This window comes from Burkholderia sp. SCN-KJ (assembly GCF_024656005.1).
Taxonomy (GTDB): Bacteria; Pseudomonadota; Gammaproteobacteria; order Burkholderiales; family Burkholderiaceae; genus Burkholderia.
Genome location: NZ_JANKOG010000001.1, coordinates 118,625 through 132,760 on the forward strand (window position 1 = coordinate 118,625; position 14,136 = coordinate 132,760).

A 14,136-nucleotide genomic window follows, 5' to 3' on the forward strand; every position below is an offset into this window, starting at 1 on the left:
TTTCTACGGGGGCAATCCGCACATGAAGAAACAAATCTCGTCGATCGCCGCGGGGCAGACCGCGAAGGCACTGATCCTCGTCTACCTGACGTTCAGCGTGCCGATCGTGCTGCTCGGCATCCTGGTCGCGTACATCCGTTACGGGATGGTCGAGTTGAGCACGATCCTGAGCGCGCTGCTGCTGAACGCGATCCTCGGTTTCGTGCTGCTGTGGATCGCCTGCCACGCGTACAACTGGGTCGCGTCGCGCTTCGGCGGCATCGAGATCGTGCTGTCCGATCCGCCGGAGGAAGCGTGAGCAGCGCACCGCTGATCCGCGCGGCCGAAACGCGCGACGTCGGCGCGATCCTCGCGCTGATGCGCGAGCTGGCCGAGTTCGAGAAGCTCACGCACCTGTTCGTCGCGAGCGACGCCGACCTGGCCGACGCGCTGTTCGGCGAACGCCCCGCCGCCGAAGCGCTGGTGGCCGAGCGCGACGGCGCGATCGTCGCGTATGCGCTGTTCTTCCACAACTACTCGACGTTCCTCGGCCGGCGCGGGCTGTATCTCGAGGATCTGTACGTGCAGCCGTCACAGCGCGGCACGGGCCTCGGCACCGCGATGCTGCAGCACCTCGCGGCACTCGCCGTCGAGCGCCGCTGCGCTCGCTTCGAATGGTCGGTGCTCGACTGGAACCAGCCGGCGATCGACTTCTACGAGAAGATGGGCGCGACCGTGCTGCCGGAGTGGCGCATCGTGCGCGTTACCGGCGACGCGCTGGACGCGCTCGCCGCACGCTGAACGCGGGCCGGCTACGCCGGTCGCCGTGTCAAAGGAAAACGGGCGCTGCGGCGCCCGTCTTCGTTCCAGCCGGTTTCGGCTGCGTGCATCGTGCGGGATGCGTCATGCGTCGTCCGCATCGGCGCCGTCGGCGGCTTCCGCGCCGAGCAGCCCGGCCGCCGTCTCGCCCGGCAACGCCTCGACCTGTTTCAGCTTGCGGTTCATCACGCGGGTGCGCTGCTCGGCAGCCTCGATCGAACGCGTGACCGTCTCGAGCTGCGCCTTCGTGCGTGCGAGCACGTCGCCAAACTTGCCGAATTCGGTCTTCACCGCACCGAGCACCTGCCATACCTCGCTCGAGCGCTGCTCGATCGCGAGCGTGCGAAAGCCCATCTGCAGGCTGTTCAGCAACGCGGTCAGTGTGGTCGGCCCGGCCACCGTCACGCGATAGTCGCGCTGCAGCAGGTCGGTCAGGCCCGGGCGGCGCAGGATCTCCGCATAAAGCCCCTCGGTCGGCAGGAACAGCAGCGCGAAATCGGTCGTATGCGGGGGTGCGACGTACTTCTCGGCGATCGTACGCGCCTCCATCCGCACGCGCGCCTCGAGCGCACGGGCCGCCTCCTCGACCGCCACCGAATCGGCACGCTCCTGCGCATCGATCAGGCGCTCATAGTCCTCACGCGGAAACTTCGCGTCGATCGGCAGCCACACCGGCGGCGCGTCGCGCGTGCCGGCTTCGCGGCCCGGCAGCCGGATCGCGAATTCGACGCGTTCGCTGCTCTTCGGCACTGTCGCGACGTTCTTCGCATACTGGTCGGGCGTGAGCATCTGTTCGAGCAACGCTTCGAGCTGCACCTCGCCCCAGGTGCCACGCGTCTTCACGTTGGTCAGCACCTTCTTCAGGTCGCCGACGCCGGCCGCGAGCGTCTGCATCTCGCCGAGCCCGCGGTGCACCTGCTCGAGCCGGTCCGACACGAGCTTGAACGATTCGCCGAGCCGCTGCTCCAGCGTCGCATGCAGCTTCTCGTCGACGGTGCGGCGCATCTCCTCGAGCTTCGCCGCGTTGTTCGTCTCGATTTCCTTCAATCGCTGTTCGAGCGTCGCGCGCACTTCGCCAATCCGGCGATCGTTGGCCTCGGTCAGTTGCGTGAGCTGCCGGTTCAGCGTGTCGCCGAACAGCCGCAGCGCAACCGTCTGCTCTTCGCGCGCCTGCTGCGCCTGGCGCTGCACGCTCTCGCGCATCGCGTCGAACTGCTGCGCGTTGCCGGCAACCAGTTTGCCCAGCTGCTGCGCGAAACCGTCGATCTGGTTATTCTGCACGGTCGCGATGCTCGTCAGCTGCGTCGCGAGCGTCTGCTGAAGCTGCGAGAAACTGCCGGCCAGCTCGGTGCGCGAACCGCGCGCGTTCTCGACGATCTCGCCGCGCAACTCGCGCTCGAGCCGTTCGACCGCGAGCGCCTGCGCGTGCGCCGCGTCCTCGATCTGGTCGCCGAGCACGGCCGCGTCGTCGTGGCGACCGCCGCCGCGCACGATCGCGACGATCGCCACCGCCAGCGCGACGGCCAGCACGACGACCGCCGCCAGCAACAACATCGTCGTCATGCGCGCGGCTTCCCGATCACGTCGGGGTTGATCGGATTCGGCGGCTGCCCCGCGCGCGGCCCTTCGCCCAGCGCGGCGATCAGGTTGTCGGCCGCGAGGTTCGCCATCGCGCGGCGCGTCTTTTCGGTCGCGCTCGCGATATGCGGCGTCAGCACGACGTTCGGCACCTCGAGCAGCGCCGGATGCACGCTCGGCTCGCCTTCGAACACGTCGAGGCCGGCCGCGGCGATCGTCCCGTCGCGCAGCGCGACGGCCAGCGCCGCGTCATCGACGATGCCGCCGCGCGCGATGTTGGTCAGCGTCGCGGTGTGCTTCATCTTCGCGAGCTCGGCCGCGCCGATCGTGTGATGGTTCTCCTTCGTGTACGGCAGCACCAGCACGACGTGATCGGCGCGCGCCAGCAGCGCATCCTTCGACACGTATTCGGCGTTCAGCTCGGCCTCGATCTCGGGCGCGACCCGCGACCGGTTGTGATAGATCACCTGCATCCCGAAGCCGCGCGCGCGCCGTGCGAGCGCCTGGCCGATGCGCCCCATGCCGATGACGCCCAGCGTCGAGCCGTGAATGTCGCCGCCGAGGAAACCGTCGTACGCCCACTTCTGCCAGTGCCCGGCGCGCAGCCAGTGCTCGGATTCGGCGATCCGGCGCGCGGCGGCCATCATCAGCGCCCAGCCGAAATCCGCGGTCGACTCGTTCAGCACGTCGGGCGTGTTGGTGCCGAGCACGTTCGCCGCGTTGAACGCGGCCATGTCGAAGTTGTTGTAGCCGACCGCCATGTTCGACACGACGCGCAGGCGCGGCGCCGCCGCGAGCGCAGCCGCGCCGACCGGGTCGCCCGCCGTCAGCGCGCCGTCCTTGTCCGCGAGACGTGCGGCGAGCGCATCGGGGGCGAGCGCGTCGCCGTTGTTCCAGTCGACTTCGAAATACTGCTCGAGCCGTTCGATCACGTCCGGAAAGATCGGACGTGCGACCAGGATCTTCTGCATCGCCATCTCCGCATGCCGCGGCCGGAACGAGGCGCATCGTGCGCCGCCGGAACCGTCCGCGCTTGGTTGAAAATCGTCAGCCTACGCCGGGAAGAAGATCCACGACGTCAGCAGGAATACGGGTACCAGTATGGCGAACGCCCAGCCGAGATACGCGAAGAAGCTCGGCATCTTCACGCCGCGCGATTCCGCGATCGCCTTCACCATGAAGTTCGGCGCGTTGCCGATGTAGCTGTTCGCGCCCATGAACACCGCCCCCGCGGAGATCGCGGCGAGCGTCGTCGCGCCCGCCGTCATCAGCGCTTGCGCGTCGCCGCCCGCGAGGTTGAAGAACACGAGGTAGGTCGGTGCGTTGTCGAGGAACGACGACAACAGGCCGGTCGCCCAGAAGTACATCGCATCGATCGGCTTGCCGTCCGACCCCGTCACGAGATGGACGATCTGCGCGAACGCACCGTCCGCCCCCGCGCGCAGGATCACGATCACCGGCGCGATCGTCACGAAGATCCCCGCGAACAGCTTCGCGACCTCCTCGATCGGCGCCCAGTTGAACGCGTTGCCTTCGCGCGCGGAGCGCGGCGTCAGCGCGAGCGACGCGAGCGCCACGACAACCAGCGCGACGTCGCGCACGAGATTCTGCAGCGCGACGTGCGTGCCCCACACGTCGAACGCGATGCCCGGCTTCCAGATGCCGCTCATCAGCACGAGGCCGATCACGGCCGCGAGCAGCACGAAGTTGACCTTGCCGTCGATCGACAGCGCGCCATCGTCGGGTGTCGGGTCGAGCACGACCGGCCGCTCCTCGCCGCCCTTCCGGTAGAAGTACGTATCGAGCACGAAGAACAGCGTCAGCAGCACCGCGCAGATGAACAGCATCGGCAGCGCGAGATGCGTGGTCGTCCAGAAGAAGCTCACGCCGTTCAGGAAGCCGAGGAACAGCGGCGGATCGCCGAGCGGCGACAGCGAGCCGCCCGCGTTCGCGACGAGGAAGATGAAGAAGATCACGACGTGCACGACGTGCTTGCGATTGTCGTTCGCGCGCAGCAGCGGCCGGATCAGCAGCATCGCGGCGCCCGTCGTGCCCATCACGCTCGCGAGCAGCGTGCCGAGCGCGAGGATCGCGGTGTTCAGCTTCGGCGTGCCGTGCAGGTTGCCGTTGACGCAAATGCCGCCGGCGACCGTATACAGCGCGGTCAGCAGCACGATGAACGGGATGTACTCCTCGAGCAGCGCGTGCACCAGCGTTCCGAACGCCGTGCCCGCGCCGAACGCGACCGCGAACGGGACCAGAAACGCGATCGCCCATGCCGCGGCGATCTTGCCGAAGTGGTGATGCCAGAACACCGGCGCGACGAGCGGGAACACCGCGATGGACAGCAGGATCCCGGCGAACGGAATGCCCCAGAGTGCGGACAGCGTGGCACCGTCGAGCGTGGCGGCCGATGCGAGCGCCGGAACGGCGCCAAGCGCGGCTCCCGACGCCATGCCCGCCCAGGCGGCATGTCGTTTCATGCAGAACTTCCTTGTGCGAGTGAGTCGAGTGAGGATCGATCGGACGCGATCGTCATGCACCGCGCACGACGATCGCGTGAACGCGGTACGGGCCGTGTGCGCCGAGCACGATGGTCTGCTCGATATCGCCGGTGCGCGACGGGCCCGATACGAAATTGACCGCGCGCGGCAATTCGCCGCGCTCCGCGCGAATCAGCGCGAATGCGTCTTCATGGCCCGCGACGATCCGCGACGCCGGCACGATCGCGATGTGGGTTTCCGGCAGCAGCCCGGCCGATGAATAGGTGTCGGGGCCGGACAGCAGCACCAGCGAGCCCGTTTCGGCGGTGGCGCAAAAGCACCCCGTGAGGCCGACGAGATCGCCGTCGCGCGGCTTGCGGCATTCGACCGACAGGCCGGCGCCGGCCCAGTCGAGCTCGGCCAGCGTGCGCCATGCGACGGCCTGCATCGGCAAGCCGTGAGCGGAAAGATAGCGGGCAGCGGCGGCGGGCGCGTCGGCCAGCGTCGCGACTTCGTCGACCGTCGTCGACAGGCGCGCCGCTTCATCGACGAATGCGGCGACGAGGTCGGCCGGCATCGGCGGGCGCGGCCCCTCGGGATGGCGGGCGAGATAGTCGGCGACGCCGTCGCGCTCCGCTGCATCGGGTTCGGGCGCGCGTCCTTGCGCCGCGCGAATGCGTGCGAGGATCTGGCGACGGGCAGCGGAAGTGTCCATGAACGGTCCTCGTGACGTTGGCGTGCGATACCGTCGGATTATACCGGCCGCCCCCGCCGCGACGCACCTCGCCGGACGGCCGACGCTTGCTACGATGCGGCGTCGTCGGCCGGCTGCGCGATGCCGAACACCTGGCGCAGGTACGCGAGATACGCCTTGTCGTCGCACATGCTCTTGCCCGGCGTATCCGACAGCTTCGCGACCGGCTGGCCGTTGCAGCGGACCATCTTGATCACGATCTGCAGCGGCACGTAGCCGAGATCGTTCGTGAGGTTGGTGCCGACGCCGAACGCGAGCTTGCAGCGGCCGCGGAACCGTTCGTACAGCTGCATGACCCTCGGGATGTCGAGCGCGTCCGAGAACACGAGCACCTTGGTACGCGGATCGCAGCGGTTCGCCTCGTAGTGGCGCAGCATGCGCTCGCCCCACTCGAACGGATCACCCGAATCGTGGCGCGCGCCATCGAACAGCTTGCAGAAGTACATGTCGAAGTCGTTCAGGAACGCGTCCATGCCATAGACGTCCGACAGCGCGATCCCGAGGTCGCCGCGATACTCCTTCGCCCACATCTCGAAGCCGTAGGTCTGCGAATCGCGCAGCCGCGGGCCGAGCGCCTGGCAGGCCTGCAGGTATTCGTGCGCCATCGTGCCGAGCGGCGTCAGGCCGTGCTTCATCGCGTAGAACACGTTGCTCGTGCCCGCGAACTGCGGCCCGAGCCCGTCGCGCAGCGTCAGCGCGACCTCTTCGTGCCAGACCTTCGAGAAGCGCCGGCGCGTGCCGTAGTCGGCGATCTTGCAGTCGGCGAACTCGGGCTTCGCGCCGAGCAGCTTGATCTTCTCGCCGAGCCGCTCGCGGCCTTCGCGATAGTCGGGCTCGCGTTGCGTGTTGCGGAAATAGACCTCGTTGACGATCGCGAGCACCGGGATCTCGAACAGGATCGTGTGCAGCCACGGCCCTTCGATCACGATGTCGATCTCGCCGTTGCCCTTCGGCGAAGGCGTGATCGAGATGTACTTCTCGTTCAGATGGAACAGCGCGAGGAAGTCGACGAAGTCGCTCTTGATGAAGCGCATGCGCCGCAGGTAGTCGAGTTCGTCGTCGGTGAAGCGCAGCGCACACAGGCCGCGCACCTCGTCGCGGATCTCGTCGATGTACGGCACGAGATCGACGCCGGGCGTGCGACACCGGAACCGGTACTCGACGTTTGCGGCAGGAAAGTGATGCAGGACGACCTGCATCATCGTGAACTTGTAGAGATCCGTGTCGAGCAGCGAAGTGATGATCATGTTTACGGCACCGCCAATATCGTGACAGGGCCCCGGCGCACCGCGCGCCGCCCGGTCTGTCGGCCATGTTACCCGAATGCGGGCCCGACCATCGTGAAACCGCCCTGCCCGACGCGCCGCGCGCGCGGCCGCACGCGCCGCGCCCGCCGCCAGCCCCATAAACTAATCACGAAACGATATAAGCCGGAAAGCCGACCACGCCATGCGGGTTTTGCGCTTCAGTTACAATGCCGCTTTTGGCGCACACGCCACCCCATATATACCGCCAAGCAGGAGCGTTTTAATGACTCACGTTGTGACCGAAGGCTGCATCAAGTGCAAATACACGGATTGCGTGGATGTGTGCCCGGTGGATTGCTTCCGTGAAGGTCCCAACTTTCTCGCCATCGATCCGGACGAGTGCATCGACTGCGCCGTGTGCGTCGCCGAGTGCCCGACCAATGCGATCTATGCCGAAGAAGACGTTCCGGGCGACCAGCAGCAGTTCACCGCGCTGAACGCCGAGCTGGCGAAGGACTGGCCGTCGATCACGAAGACCAAGCCGGCACCGGCCGACGCGGACGAGTGGAAGGACGTGCAGGACAAGCTGCACCTGCTCGAGCGCTGATCGCGCAGCGGCGCTGCAAAAATTTTTTGGTGCGCCGCCGATCAAAAGTGTTGACAGGTTAGCGAACACTCCATACAATCTCGTTTCTCTGCTGTTGTTGTTTGTTCCCCGATAGCTCAGTCGGTAGAGCGCCGGACTGTTAATCCGTAGGTCCCTGGTTCGAGCCCAGGTCGGGGAGCCAAAAAACAAAGGCCCGTTGAAAGTGGACGGGTTTTTTGTTGGTTACCGAACACGCAAGCAGATGTACCGATTTATTCCCCGATAGCTCAGTCGGTAGAGCGCCGGACTGTTAATCCGTAGGTCCCTGGTTCGAGCCCAGGTCGGGGAGCCAGACAGCGAAAGGCCCGTCATTCGACGGGCCTTTTGTTTTTCCGGCGCCCGCCGGTCACCGCCGCGCATGCTAGAGTTTCTGTCCCGCATTCGCATCCGGTTCCGTCGATGAAGCACCGCCTCCTTTCCGCCGCGTCGCTCGCCCTTCTGCTCTCCGCCTTTGCCACCGCGCCGCTCGCGCACGCGGAGGAAGTCGGCAGCGTCAACACCCATTTCCGCGTGACGGGCTCCGACCGCGTGGTCGTCGAAGCGTACGACGATCCGCTCGTGACGGGCGTCACCTGCTACGTGTCGCGGGCGCGCACCGGCGGGATCAAGGGCACGCTCGGCGTCGCCGAGGATCCGAGCGAAGCGTCGATCGCGTGCCGGCAAGTCGGCCCGCTCAGCTTCAAGGAGCCGCTCAAGCAGCAGACCGACGTGTTCAGCGAACGGATGTCGTTCATCTTCAAGACGCTGCACGTCGTGCGCGTGGTCGACAAGAAGCGCAACACGCTCGTCTACCTGACCTACAGCGACCGCATCGTCAGCGGCAGCCCGAAGAACGCCGTGACCGCCGTGCCGATGCCGGCCGGCACGACCATTCCGGTCAAGTAAGCCCGCGCCGGCCGGGCGCGCGAGCGCTACACTGTCGATTCGACCGCCCTCGCGCCCGACCATGTCCGCCCCCCGCCTTCTTCCGGACTCCGCACGTTACTGGCGCACGCCGCTGCTGCCGGACGCGGATCTGCTCACGGCCACCTATCGCGACCATACGTTCGCGCCGCACTGGCACGACGCGTACACGATCCCCGTGATCCTCGAGGGTGCGGAGCGCTACACCTGTCGCGGTAGCGGCCATGTCGCCGAAACGGGCACCGTGCCCGTGATCAATCCCGGCGAAGTGCACACGGGCTCGCGCGCGGCCGACGAAGGCTGGTGCTATCGCGTGAGCTACGTGCCGGTCGACTACATTCGCGCGCTCGCGAGCGCGATCGCGGGGCGGCCGCAGGATGCGCCATGGTTCCCGTCCGACGTGATCCGCGACACCGATCTCGCGGCACGGCTCGCGCTGGCCCACCGGATGATGGAGGCCGGCAGCGAACGCATGCCGCCGTTCCACCCCCACGAGCAGCCGCCCGCCAATGATCCGGCCGCCGCGGCACCGCGCGTCTACGATCCGCTCGCCGCCGAAACGGCGATGCTCGATGCGCTGTCGACACTGATCGCGCGCCATGCCGACGCGCGGCTTCAACCGGCGGCGCTCGCGGCCGACGAACCGCGCGTCGACGCGATGCGCGAACGGCTCGCCGCCGATCTCACGGGCACGGTCACGCTCGACGACGTCGCGCAGGCCGCCGGCCTGTCGCCGTTTCACGCGGCGCGCCTGTTCACGCGCACGACCGGGATGCCGCCACATGCGTGGCGCAACCAGCTGCGGCTGCAGCGCGCGCTTGCGCCGTTGCGCGCGGGCGTGCCGATCGCCGATGTCGCCGCGGCCAGCGGCTTCGTCGACCAGAGTCACTTCACGCGGCACTTCAAACGGATGTTCGGCGTGTCGCCCGGACGCTGGCAGGCGCGCTGACGCCCTTCCCTGCATTCGACGACGAACGGCAACCGGCGCGCACGCAGCGCCATCGGCACCTGCACGGGCGCAAGAACATACAAGCCGCCGCTGCATCGCCCCGCTATCCTCCATTTCATGGAGACGCGCCCCTTGAACCCTACACCCACACCTACGCCCCCGCCTCGCCGCCCGCTCAACGAATGGCTCGACGGCGCACGCGACACGATCCCGATGATGATCGGCGCGGCACCGTTCGGCGTGATCTTCGGCACGCTCGTCGGCGGCGGCCCGCTCGCCGCATGGCACGGCGCGCTGATGTCGCTCGCGGTGTTCGCGGGCTCCGCGCAATTCATCGCGCTCGGCCTGATCGCGGGCAGCGCGAGCTTCGTCGTCGTGCTCGCGACGACGCTGATCGTGAACCTGCGGCACCTGCTGTACAGCGCGACGCTCGCGCCGTACGTCGCGCACCTGCCGCTGCGCTGGCGCGCGACGCTCGGCGCGCTGATGACCGACGAGGTGTTCGCGGTCGCCTACGCGCACTACCGGCACTTCCCGCCCGGCGCGATCGGCCCGCACTACTTCTTCGGCTCGGGCCTCGCGATGTACCTGAACTGGCAGGTCTGGACGCTCGCGGGCATCGGCTTCGGCGCGGCCTTCCCGGGCCTCCAGTCGCTCGGCCTCGATTTCGCGATGGCGGCGACCTTCATCGCGATCGTCGTCCCGCAGCTCGGCACGCTGCGCTATCTGGCGGCCGCCGCGACGGCCGGCACGCTCGCGTACTTCTGGCAGGGCTGGCCGTACAAGCTCGGGCTGCTCGGCGCGGTCGCCGCCGGCGTCGTGGTCGGCGTCGCGCTCACGCTGCTGCACGAGCGGTCGCGCACCGCTTCACGCACGGAGGCCGCATCGTGAGCTACGCGCTGCTGATCCTCGGGATGGCCGTGATCACCTATGCGATCCGGACGACGCTGTTCCTGTTCGGCGAGCGACTGACCTTCCCGCCGCTCGTGCGGACCGCGCTCGGCTTCGTGCCCGTCACCGTGCTGACCGCGATCATCGTGCCGATGACCGTCTCGCCGCACGGCGGCACGGCCGAGCTGACCTGGCGCAATCCGCAGCTGGTCGGCGCGCTCGCCGCCGTGCTCGTATCGGCGACGACACGCCGGCCGCTCGTGACGATCGCGGTCGGGCTCGCGGTGTTCTTCTTCTGGCAAGGGGTCGTGATGCCGCACTGGCTGCCGGCCTGAGCGGACCTCGCCGGCCGCGCTCAAGTTTCCGTCCGGCGCGCCGATATAGGAAGGGAAGACCCGCCATCGGCCTCGGCGCGAACCGGTCCGTCGACGCCGCGCCCGCACCGGTGCGCGATGTCGGCCGCCGGCCCGCGCGGGCCGCCATCGAGACGATTCATGGGCCAGATCACCCTTTCCCTCAAGGACGACACGCTTGCGTCCCTGCGCAAGGACTACGACGCATTCGTGCGCGTGTCGCTGAAACTCGACCCGCAGTTCGCGACGCCGTCGTTCGAGGATTTCCTGCGCGCCAAGCTGCTCGACAACATGGTGCCGCTGACCGAGCACGCCGTGCAGCGGATGCTCGAGGGCGGCCAGTACGCGTGGGCGAAGCGCACGCTCGACAAGGAATTCCCGGACGTCGTCGCGATCCTGATGCGGCAGGCCGGCGAATTCGGCTTCGGCTTCGCGTCGCGCTCCGAATGGACGCCCGACGAGCTCGCAAAGGCGTGCCGCGACTGGGCCAAGGCGATCGTCGCCGAAGCGCAGGGCGATGCGTCGCTGGTCGATCCGCTCGCGGCGCAGATCAAGAGCGCGGTGCACGACATCCAGGCGCTCGAGGAATCGATGCAGACGCCCGCGTGGCGGCTCGCGGAATCGTTGCGCCAGCGCGTCTACGAGGCGAAGCTCGCGTGCGAGATGAGCGTCGGCAGCGCCGCGCGCGACAAGCTCGGCGAACTGCGCGGCCTGCTGCGGCTCGGGCTCGCGCACGGCTCGTTCCAGAAACAGGAAGCGCAGCAGATCATGGAATACCTGCGGCTGCTGAAGCCCGAGATCTTCGTCGACGAGCCATACGACGTATTCACGCGGCTCGCAGCGTGGCTGCGCAGCGTATTTGCCCCGTCCGCGGCACGACCGGCGCACGGACCGGGGCCGGAGCAGCGCCGGCCGTGACGGCCCGCGTCCACGCATGAAGAACGGCCCGGTTCGCGCGAAGCGAACCGGGCCGCCGGTCGATCGCCGTCACGACGCGCCGTCCGGGGCGAGCGTCGTGCGACGTCAGGGTGCCGCTTACTGCGCGGCGCCCGAGGCCGATGCACCGCCCTGCACGCCGGCCGACGCACTGCCTTCGACCGCTTCGTCGCCCACCTTCGACTTCGCCGAGCCGGCGTGATGCTTGGCCGACTTCGCCGCATGCTTCGCGTGCTTCTTGGCCGAGTGCACCGTCGACGCCGCCGTATCCTTCGCGCCGTCGGCTGCCGCGCCAACCGCATCGGTCGCGCCGCCGACCGCGTTGCCCGACGCGTTCGCGCCGGCACCACCCTGCATACCCGCGTCTGCCCCCGCCGCCGGAGCCTGCGTCTGCACGCCGGCGCCTGCGGTGCCTTGCGCCGCAACGCCGGTCTGCGCGAATGCGGCCGAAGTGGCGAACGCCGTCAGCGCGGCACCGATCAGCATCGTACGAATCTTGGACATGACTATCCTCCTCAAGAAGTTGTGGGCGCGGAGCGCATCGATACGCTCCGTCGCGTCCCCTGCCGCGACACGCAGCAGGTACGATGAAAGACCCGCGGGCGGCACGGCCGGTTCTCGAATCTCTCAGACTGTTACCCACCGTTTCATTTGCTGACGAATCGCTCACAGTCCTTAACAACTACGGGGCGCAAATGTGCGCGCGCGGCCGCACTCGCGCGCCGGCCCGCGGTGCCGTATGATGCGGGGCGATTCCTCCCGCGCATCGCGCGCCTCCTTCGTCATGCCCAACCTGGATTTCACGCTGACCGGCGAATACGTCGAGCTGCACAACCTTCTCAAGATCACCGGCCTCGCCGACAGCGGCGGCACCGCGAAGATGTTCGTCGCGTCCGGCGCGGTGAAAGTCGACGGCGTGGTCGAACTGCGCAAGACCTGCAAGATCCGCGCGGGCCAGGTCGTGCTGTTCGGCGATACGCGGATCGCGGTTCACGACGCATAGCGGTTCCCCCTCACCGTGACATGGCCATCGGCGCGCGCGTTCGACACCGTTCGAATAAAGCCGTAAGCTAGCCGTCTCTCAAAATAAATACAGACAGCGCGGGCCCGCACCCGCGCGAGCGCCCATTCCATGTCGCATTCCGGTCTTACGCGGACGGCCGCCGCGCCGCCGTCGCTGTCCAGTCATGCCGCCGATACCGCGCGCCTCGCCGCGCCGCTCGCGATCGCGCAACTCTCCCAAATGGCGATGAGCGTCACCGACACGGTGCTGCTCGGCTCGCTCGGCCCCGATTCGCTCGCGGCCGGCGGCCTCGGCGCGAACTTCTTCTTCGTCATCGTGACCGTGCTGCAGGGTGTGCTGTCGTCGGTCAGCGTGAGCGTCGCGCATGCGCGCGGCGCACAGGCGGAACACCGCGTGCCGCACATCTACTGGACCGGCTTCGTGCTGTCCGTGCTGCTCGCGATCCCGGCGATCGTCGCGCTGTCGCTGTCCGAGCCGATCCTGCTGATGTTCCACGAGCCGCCCACGCTCGCGCGTCACGTCGGCGAGTACACCGGCGTCCTGCGGTTCGCGGCGCTCGGCAGCCTGATCGGCGTCGGGCTGATGCGCGCCTTCCTGCCGGCGATCGGCGCCGCACGGCGGCTGCTGTGGGTGTCGATCGGCGGCGTCGGCGTGAACGGCGTGCTGAACTACGGGCTGATCCACGGCGCCTTCGGCTTGCCGCGGCTCGGCTTCCTCGGCTCGGCGGTCGCGACGACCATCACCATCTGGCTCACCGCGCTCGCGCTGATCTGGCTGCTGCACGGCCGCCAGCGGTTCCGCCATTTCGTGACTGCCGCCCGCCCGAAACTGCCGATGATGGGCGAGCTGATCGGCATCGGCTGGCCGGTGGCGATCACGTACGGGGTCGAATCGACGCTGTTTCTCGCCACGGGCCTGACCATCGGCGTGCTCGGCGCGACGTCGCTTGCCGCGCACCAGATCGCACTGAACGTCGCGTCGGTGGCGTTCATGGTGCCCCTCGCGATCGGCCAGGCCGCCAACGTGCGGGTCGGCTACTGGGTCGGCGCCGGCCAGCCGGTCGCCGCGCGGCATGCGGGCTTCGTCGCGCTCGGCCTTGGCGTCGCGTTCATGTCGCTATCGGGGCTCGTGCTGATCGTCGTGCCGCATGCGATCGTCGGCCTGTACCTCCAGCTCGACGATCCGGCCAACGCGGCGACCGTGTCGCTGGCCGCGTCGCTCCTCGGCATTGCCGCGGTGTTCCAGATCGTCGACGGCATGCAGACCGTCGGCTCGGGCGCGCTGCGCGGACTGCGCGATACGCGCATCCCGATGCTCGCGGCGACCCTCGGCTATTGGGGCATCGGCTTCCCGACCGGTTACTGGCTGGCATTCCATGCCGGCCTCGGCGCACGCGGCCTGTGGTGGGGGCTCGCAGCCGGCCTCGCTAGCGTCGCCGCGCTGATGGCCTGGCGCTTCCATCTGAAGAGCGCGTCGCTCGTCGCATCGACGCGCTGAGCGCGACGACACGACGCAAAATCGCGGCCGGCGCTATGCTTGTCGGCTGAAGACCCAACACGTCGCGCCAGCGGCGC

General features: G+C 68.2%; 16 protein-coding genes and 2 tRNA genes. 12 read left to right on the forward strand and 6 right to left on the reverse strand.

Translation table 11 applies throughout. From position 1 onward, the window contains the following. Positions 1–22: 22 nt before the first annotated feature. Positions 23–298 (forward strand): hypothetical protein, encoded by a 276-nt coding sequence (locus NQV17_RS00510; RefSeq protein ID WP_006476519.1) that lies wholly within the window; start codon positions 23–25, stop codon positions 296–298. Next, entirely contained in the window at positions 295–780 is a 486-nt protein-coding gene (locus tag NQV17_RS00515) for a GNAT family N-acetyltransferase (RefSeq protein ID WP_257767841.1), read from the forward strand. Before NQV17_RS00510 ends, NQV17_RS00515 begins: the two co-directional genes overlap by 4 nt. A gap of 102 nt (positions 781–882) precedes the next feature. Here NQV17_RS00515 and NQV17_RS00520 read toward each other — a convergent pair whose 3' ends face one another. The 5 genes from NQV17_RS00520 to pncB form a co-directional block, all read right to left on the reverse strand. Then, a complete protein-coding gene (locus NQV17_RS00520) occupies positions 883–2,361 on the reverse strand; it encodes a DNA recombination protein RmuC (protein ID WP_044844789.1) in 1,479 nt (492 codons plus the stop codon). Continuing rightward, the gene (locus NQV17_RS00525; protein ID WP_257767845.1) at positions 2,358–3,347 is read right to left on the reverse strand and encodes a D-glycerate dehydrogenase; all 990 of its coding nucleotides are present in this window, start codon (positions 3,345–3,347) and stop codon (positions 2,358–2,360) included. The genes NQV17_RS00520 and NQV17_RS00525 overlap by 4 nt, the downstream gene beginning before the upstream one ends. Positions 3,348–3,428: 81 nt before the next feature. Next, complete coding sequence (locus NQV17_RS00530) at positions 3,429–4,859, reverse strand: sodium:proton antiporter (RefSeq protein ID WP_257767847.1); 1,431 nt, start codon at positions 4,857–4,859, stop codon at positions 3,429–3,431. 52 nt (positions 4,860–4,911) lie between these two features. After that, positions 4,912–5,574, reverse strand: a complete 663-nt coding sequence (locus NQV17_RS00535) for a lactate utilization protein C (protein WP_257767849.1) — start codon at positions 5,572–5,574, stop codon at positions 4,912–4,914. Positions 5,575–5,663: 89 nt separating this feature from the next. Beyond that, positions 5,664–6,860 carry a nicotinate phosphoribosyltransferase gene (pncB, locus tag NQV17_RS00540; RefSeq protein WP_257767851.1) on the reverse strand — a complete coding sequence of 399 codons (1,197 nt, stop codon included), beginning with the start codon at positions 6,858–6,860 and terminating at the stop codon, positions 5,664–5,666. 283 nt (positions 6,861–7,143) lie between these two features. On the opposite strand from pncB, the gene fdxA reads away from it, so the two are divergent. The 8 genes from fdxA (at position 7,144) to NQV17_RS00580 (ending at position 11,520) form a co-directional block, all read left to right on the forward strand. Next, a complete protein-coding gene (fdxA, locus tag NQV17_RS00545; protein ID WP_011351384.1) occupies positions 7,144–7,467 on the forward strand; it encodes a ferredoxin FdxA in 324 nt (107 codons plus the stop codon). Positions 7,468–7,572: 105 nt separating this feature from the next. Further along, positions 7,573–7,648 (forward strand) — tRNA-Asn (locus NQV17_RS00550). Positions 7,649–7,722: 74 nt separating this feature from the next. Continuing rightward, positions 7,723–7,798: transfer RNA gene (locus tag NQV17_RS00555), tRNA-Asn, on the forward strand. A 107-nt stretch (positions 7,799–7,905) separates the two neighbouring features. After that, positions 7,906–8,391, forward strand: coding sequence for a CreA family protein (locus tag NQV17_RS00560; RefSeq protein WP_044844793.1), 486 nt, complete (start codon positions 7,906–7,908; stop codon positions 8,389–8,391). A 61-nt stretch (positions 8,392–8,452) separates the two neighbouring features. Further along, complete coding sequence (locus NQV17_RS00565; RefSeq protein ID WP_257767854.1) at positions 8,453–9,358, forward strand: AraC family transcriptional regulator; 906 nt, start codon at positions 8,453–8,455, stop codon at positions 9,356–9,358. Between the two features lie 117 nt (positions 9,359–9,475). Next, positions 9,476–10,249: an AzlC family ABC transporter permease gene (locus tag NQV17_RS00570; RefSeq protein ID WP_044844795.1), complete on the forward strand. Its 774-nt coding sequence runs from the start codon at positions 9,476–9,478 to the stop codon at positions 10,247–10,249. Then, positions 10,246–10,584: an AzlD domain-containing protein gene (locus NQV17_RS00575; RefSeq protein WP_044844796.1), complete on the forward strand. Its 339-nt coding sequence runs from the start codon at positions 10,246–10,248 to the stop codon at positions 10,582–10,584. Before NQV17_RS00570 ends, NQV17_RS00575 begins: the two co-directional genes overlap by 4 nt. 159 nt (positions 10,585–10,743) lie before the next feature. After that, on the forward strand, positions 10,744–11,520 hold the full coding sequence (locus tag NQV17_RS00580; RefSeq protein WP_257767858.1) for a DUF4088 domain-containing protein: 777 nt from the start codon (positions 10,744–10,746) through the stop codon (positions 11,518–11,520). A gap of 117 nt (positions 11,521–11,637) precedes the next feature. Here NQV17_RS00580 and NQV17_RS00585 read toward each other — a convergent pair whose 3' ends face one another. Beyond that, complete coding sequence (locus NQV17_RS00585; protein WP_257767860.1) at positions 11,638–12,042, reverse strand: hypothetical protein; 405 nt, start codon at positions 12,040–12,042, stop codon at positions 11,638–11,640. Positions 12,043–12,322: 280 nt separating this feature from the next. On the opposite strand from NQV17_RS00585, the gene NQV17_RS00590 reads away from it, so the two are divergent. Together NQV17_RS00590 and norM are read left to right on the forward strand one after the other, a co-directional pair. Beyond that, complete coding sequence (locus tag NQV17_RS00590; protein WP_006753074.1) at positions 12,323–12,541, forward strand: RNA-binding S4 domain-containing protein; 219 nt, start codon at positions 12,323–12,325, stop codon at positions 12,539–12,541. A gap of 129 nt (positions 12,542–12,670) precedes the next feature. Continuing rightward, positions 12,671–14,059 carry a multidrug efflux MATE transporter NorM gene (norM, locus tag NQV17_RS00595; RefSeq protein WP_257767862.1) on the forward strand — a complete coding sequence of 463 codons (1,389 nt, stop codon included), beginning with the start codon at positions 12,671–12,673 and terminating at the stop codon, positions 14,057–14,059. The last annotated feature ends 77 nt before the right edge of the window (positions 14,060–14,136 follow it).

Coding starts and splice junctions, on each gene's coding strand:
- NQV17_RS00510 (WP_006476519.1), top strand. CDS start 23: ATGAAGAAACAAATCTCGTCGATCGCCGCGGGGCAGACCGCGAAGGCA.
- NQV17_RS00520 (WP_044844789.1), bottom strand. CDS start 2,361: ATGACGACGATGTTGTTGCTGGCGGCGGTCGTCGTGCTGGCCGTCGCG.
- NQV17_RS00525 (WP_257767845.1), bottom strand. CDS start 3,347: ATGCAGAAGATCCTGGTCGCACGTCCGATCTTTCCGGACGTGATCGAA.
- NQV17_RS00530 (WP_257767847.1), bottom strand. CDS start 4,859: ATGAAACGACATGCCGCCTGGGCGGGCATGGCGTCGGGAGCCGCGCTT.
- NQV17_RS00535 (WP_257767849.1), bottom strand. CDS start 5,574: ATGGACACTTCCGCTGCCCGTCGCCAGATCCTCGCACGCATTCGCGCG.
- pncB (WP_257767851.1), bottom strand. CDS start 6,860: ATGATCATCACTTCGCTGCTCGACACGGATCTCTACAAGTTCACGATG.
- fdxA (WP_011351384.1), top strand. CDS start 7,144: ATGACTCACGTTGTGACCGAAGGCTGCATCAAGTGCAAATACACGGAT.
- NQV17_RS00560 (WP_044844793.1), top strand. CDS start 7,906: ATGAAGCACCGCCTCCTTTCCGCCGCGTCGCTCGCCCTTCTGCTCTCC.
- NQV17_RS00565 (WP_257767854.1), top strand. CDS start 8,453: ATGTCCGCCCCCCGCCTTCTTCCGGACTCCGCACGTTACTGGCGCACG.
- NQV17_RS00570 (WP_044844795.1), top strand. CDS start 9,476: ATGGAGACGCGCCCCTTGAACCCTACACCCACACCTACGCCCCCGCCT.
- NQV17_RS00580 (WP_257767858.1), top strand. CDS start 10,744: ATGGGCCAGATCACCCTTTCCCTCAAGGACGACACGCTTGCGTCCCTG.
- NQV17_RS00585 (WP_257767860.1), bottom strand. CDS start 12,042: ATGTCCAAGATTCGTACGATGCTGATCGGTGCCGCGCTGACGGCGTTC.
- NQV17_RS00590 (WP_006753074.1), top strand. CDS start 12,323: ATGCCCAACCTGGATTTCACGCTGACCGGCGAATACGTCGAGCTGCAC.
- norM (WP_257767862.1), top strand. CDS start 12,671: ATGTCGCATTCCGGTCTTACGCGGACGGCCGCCGCGCCGCCGTCGCTG.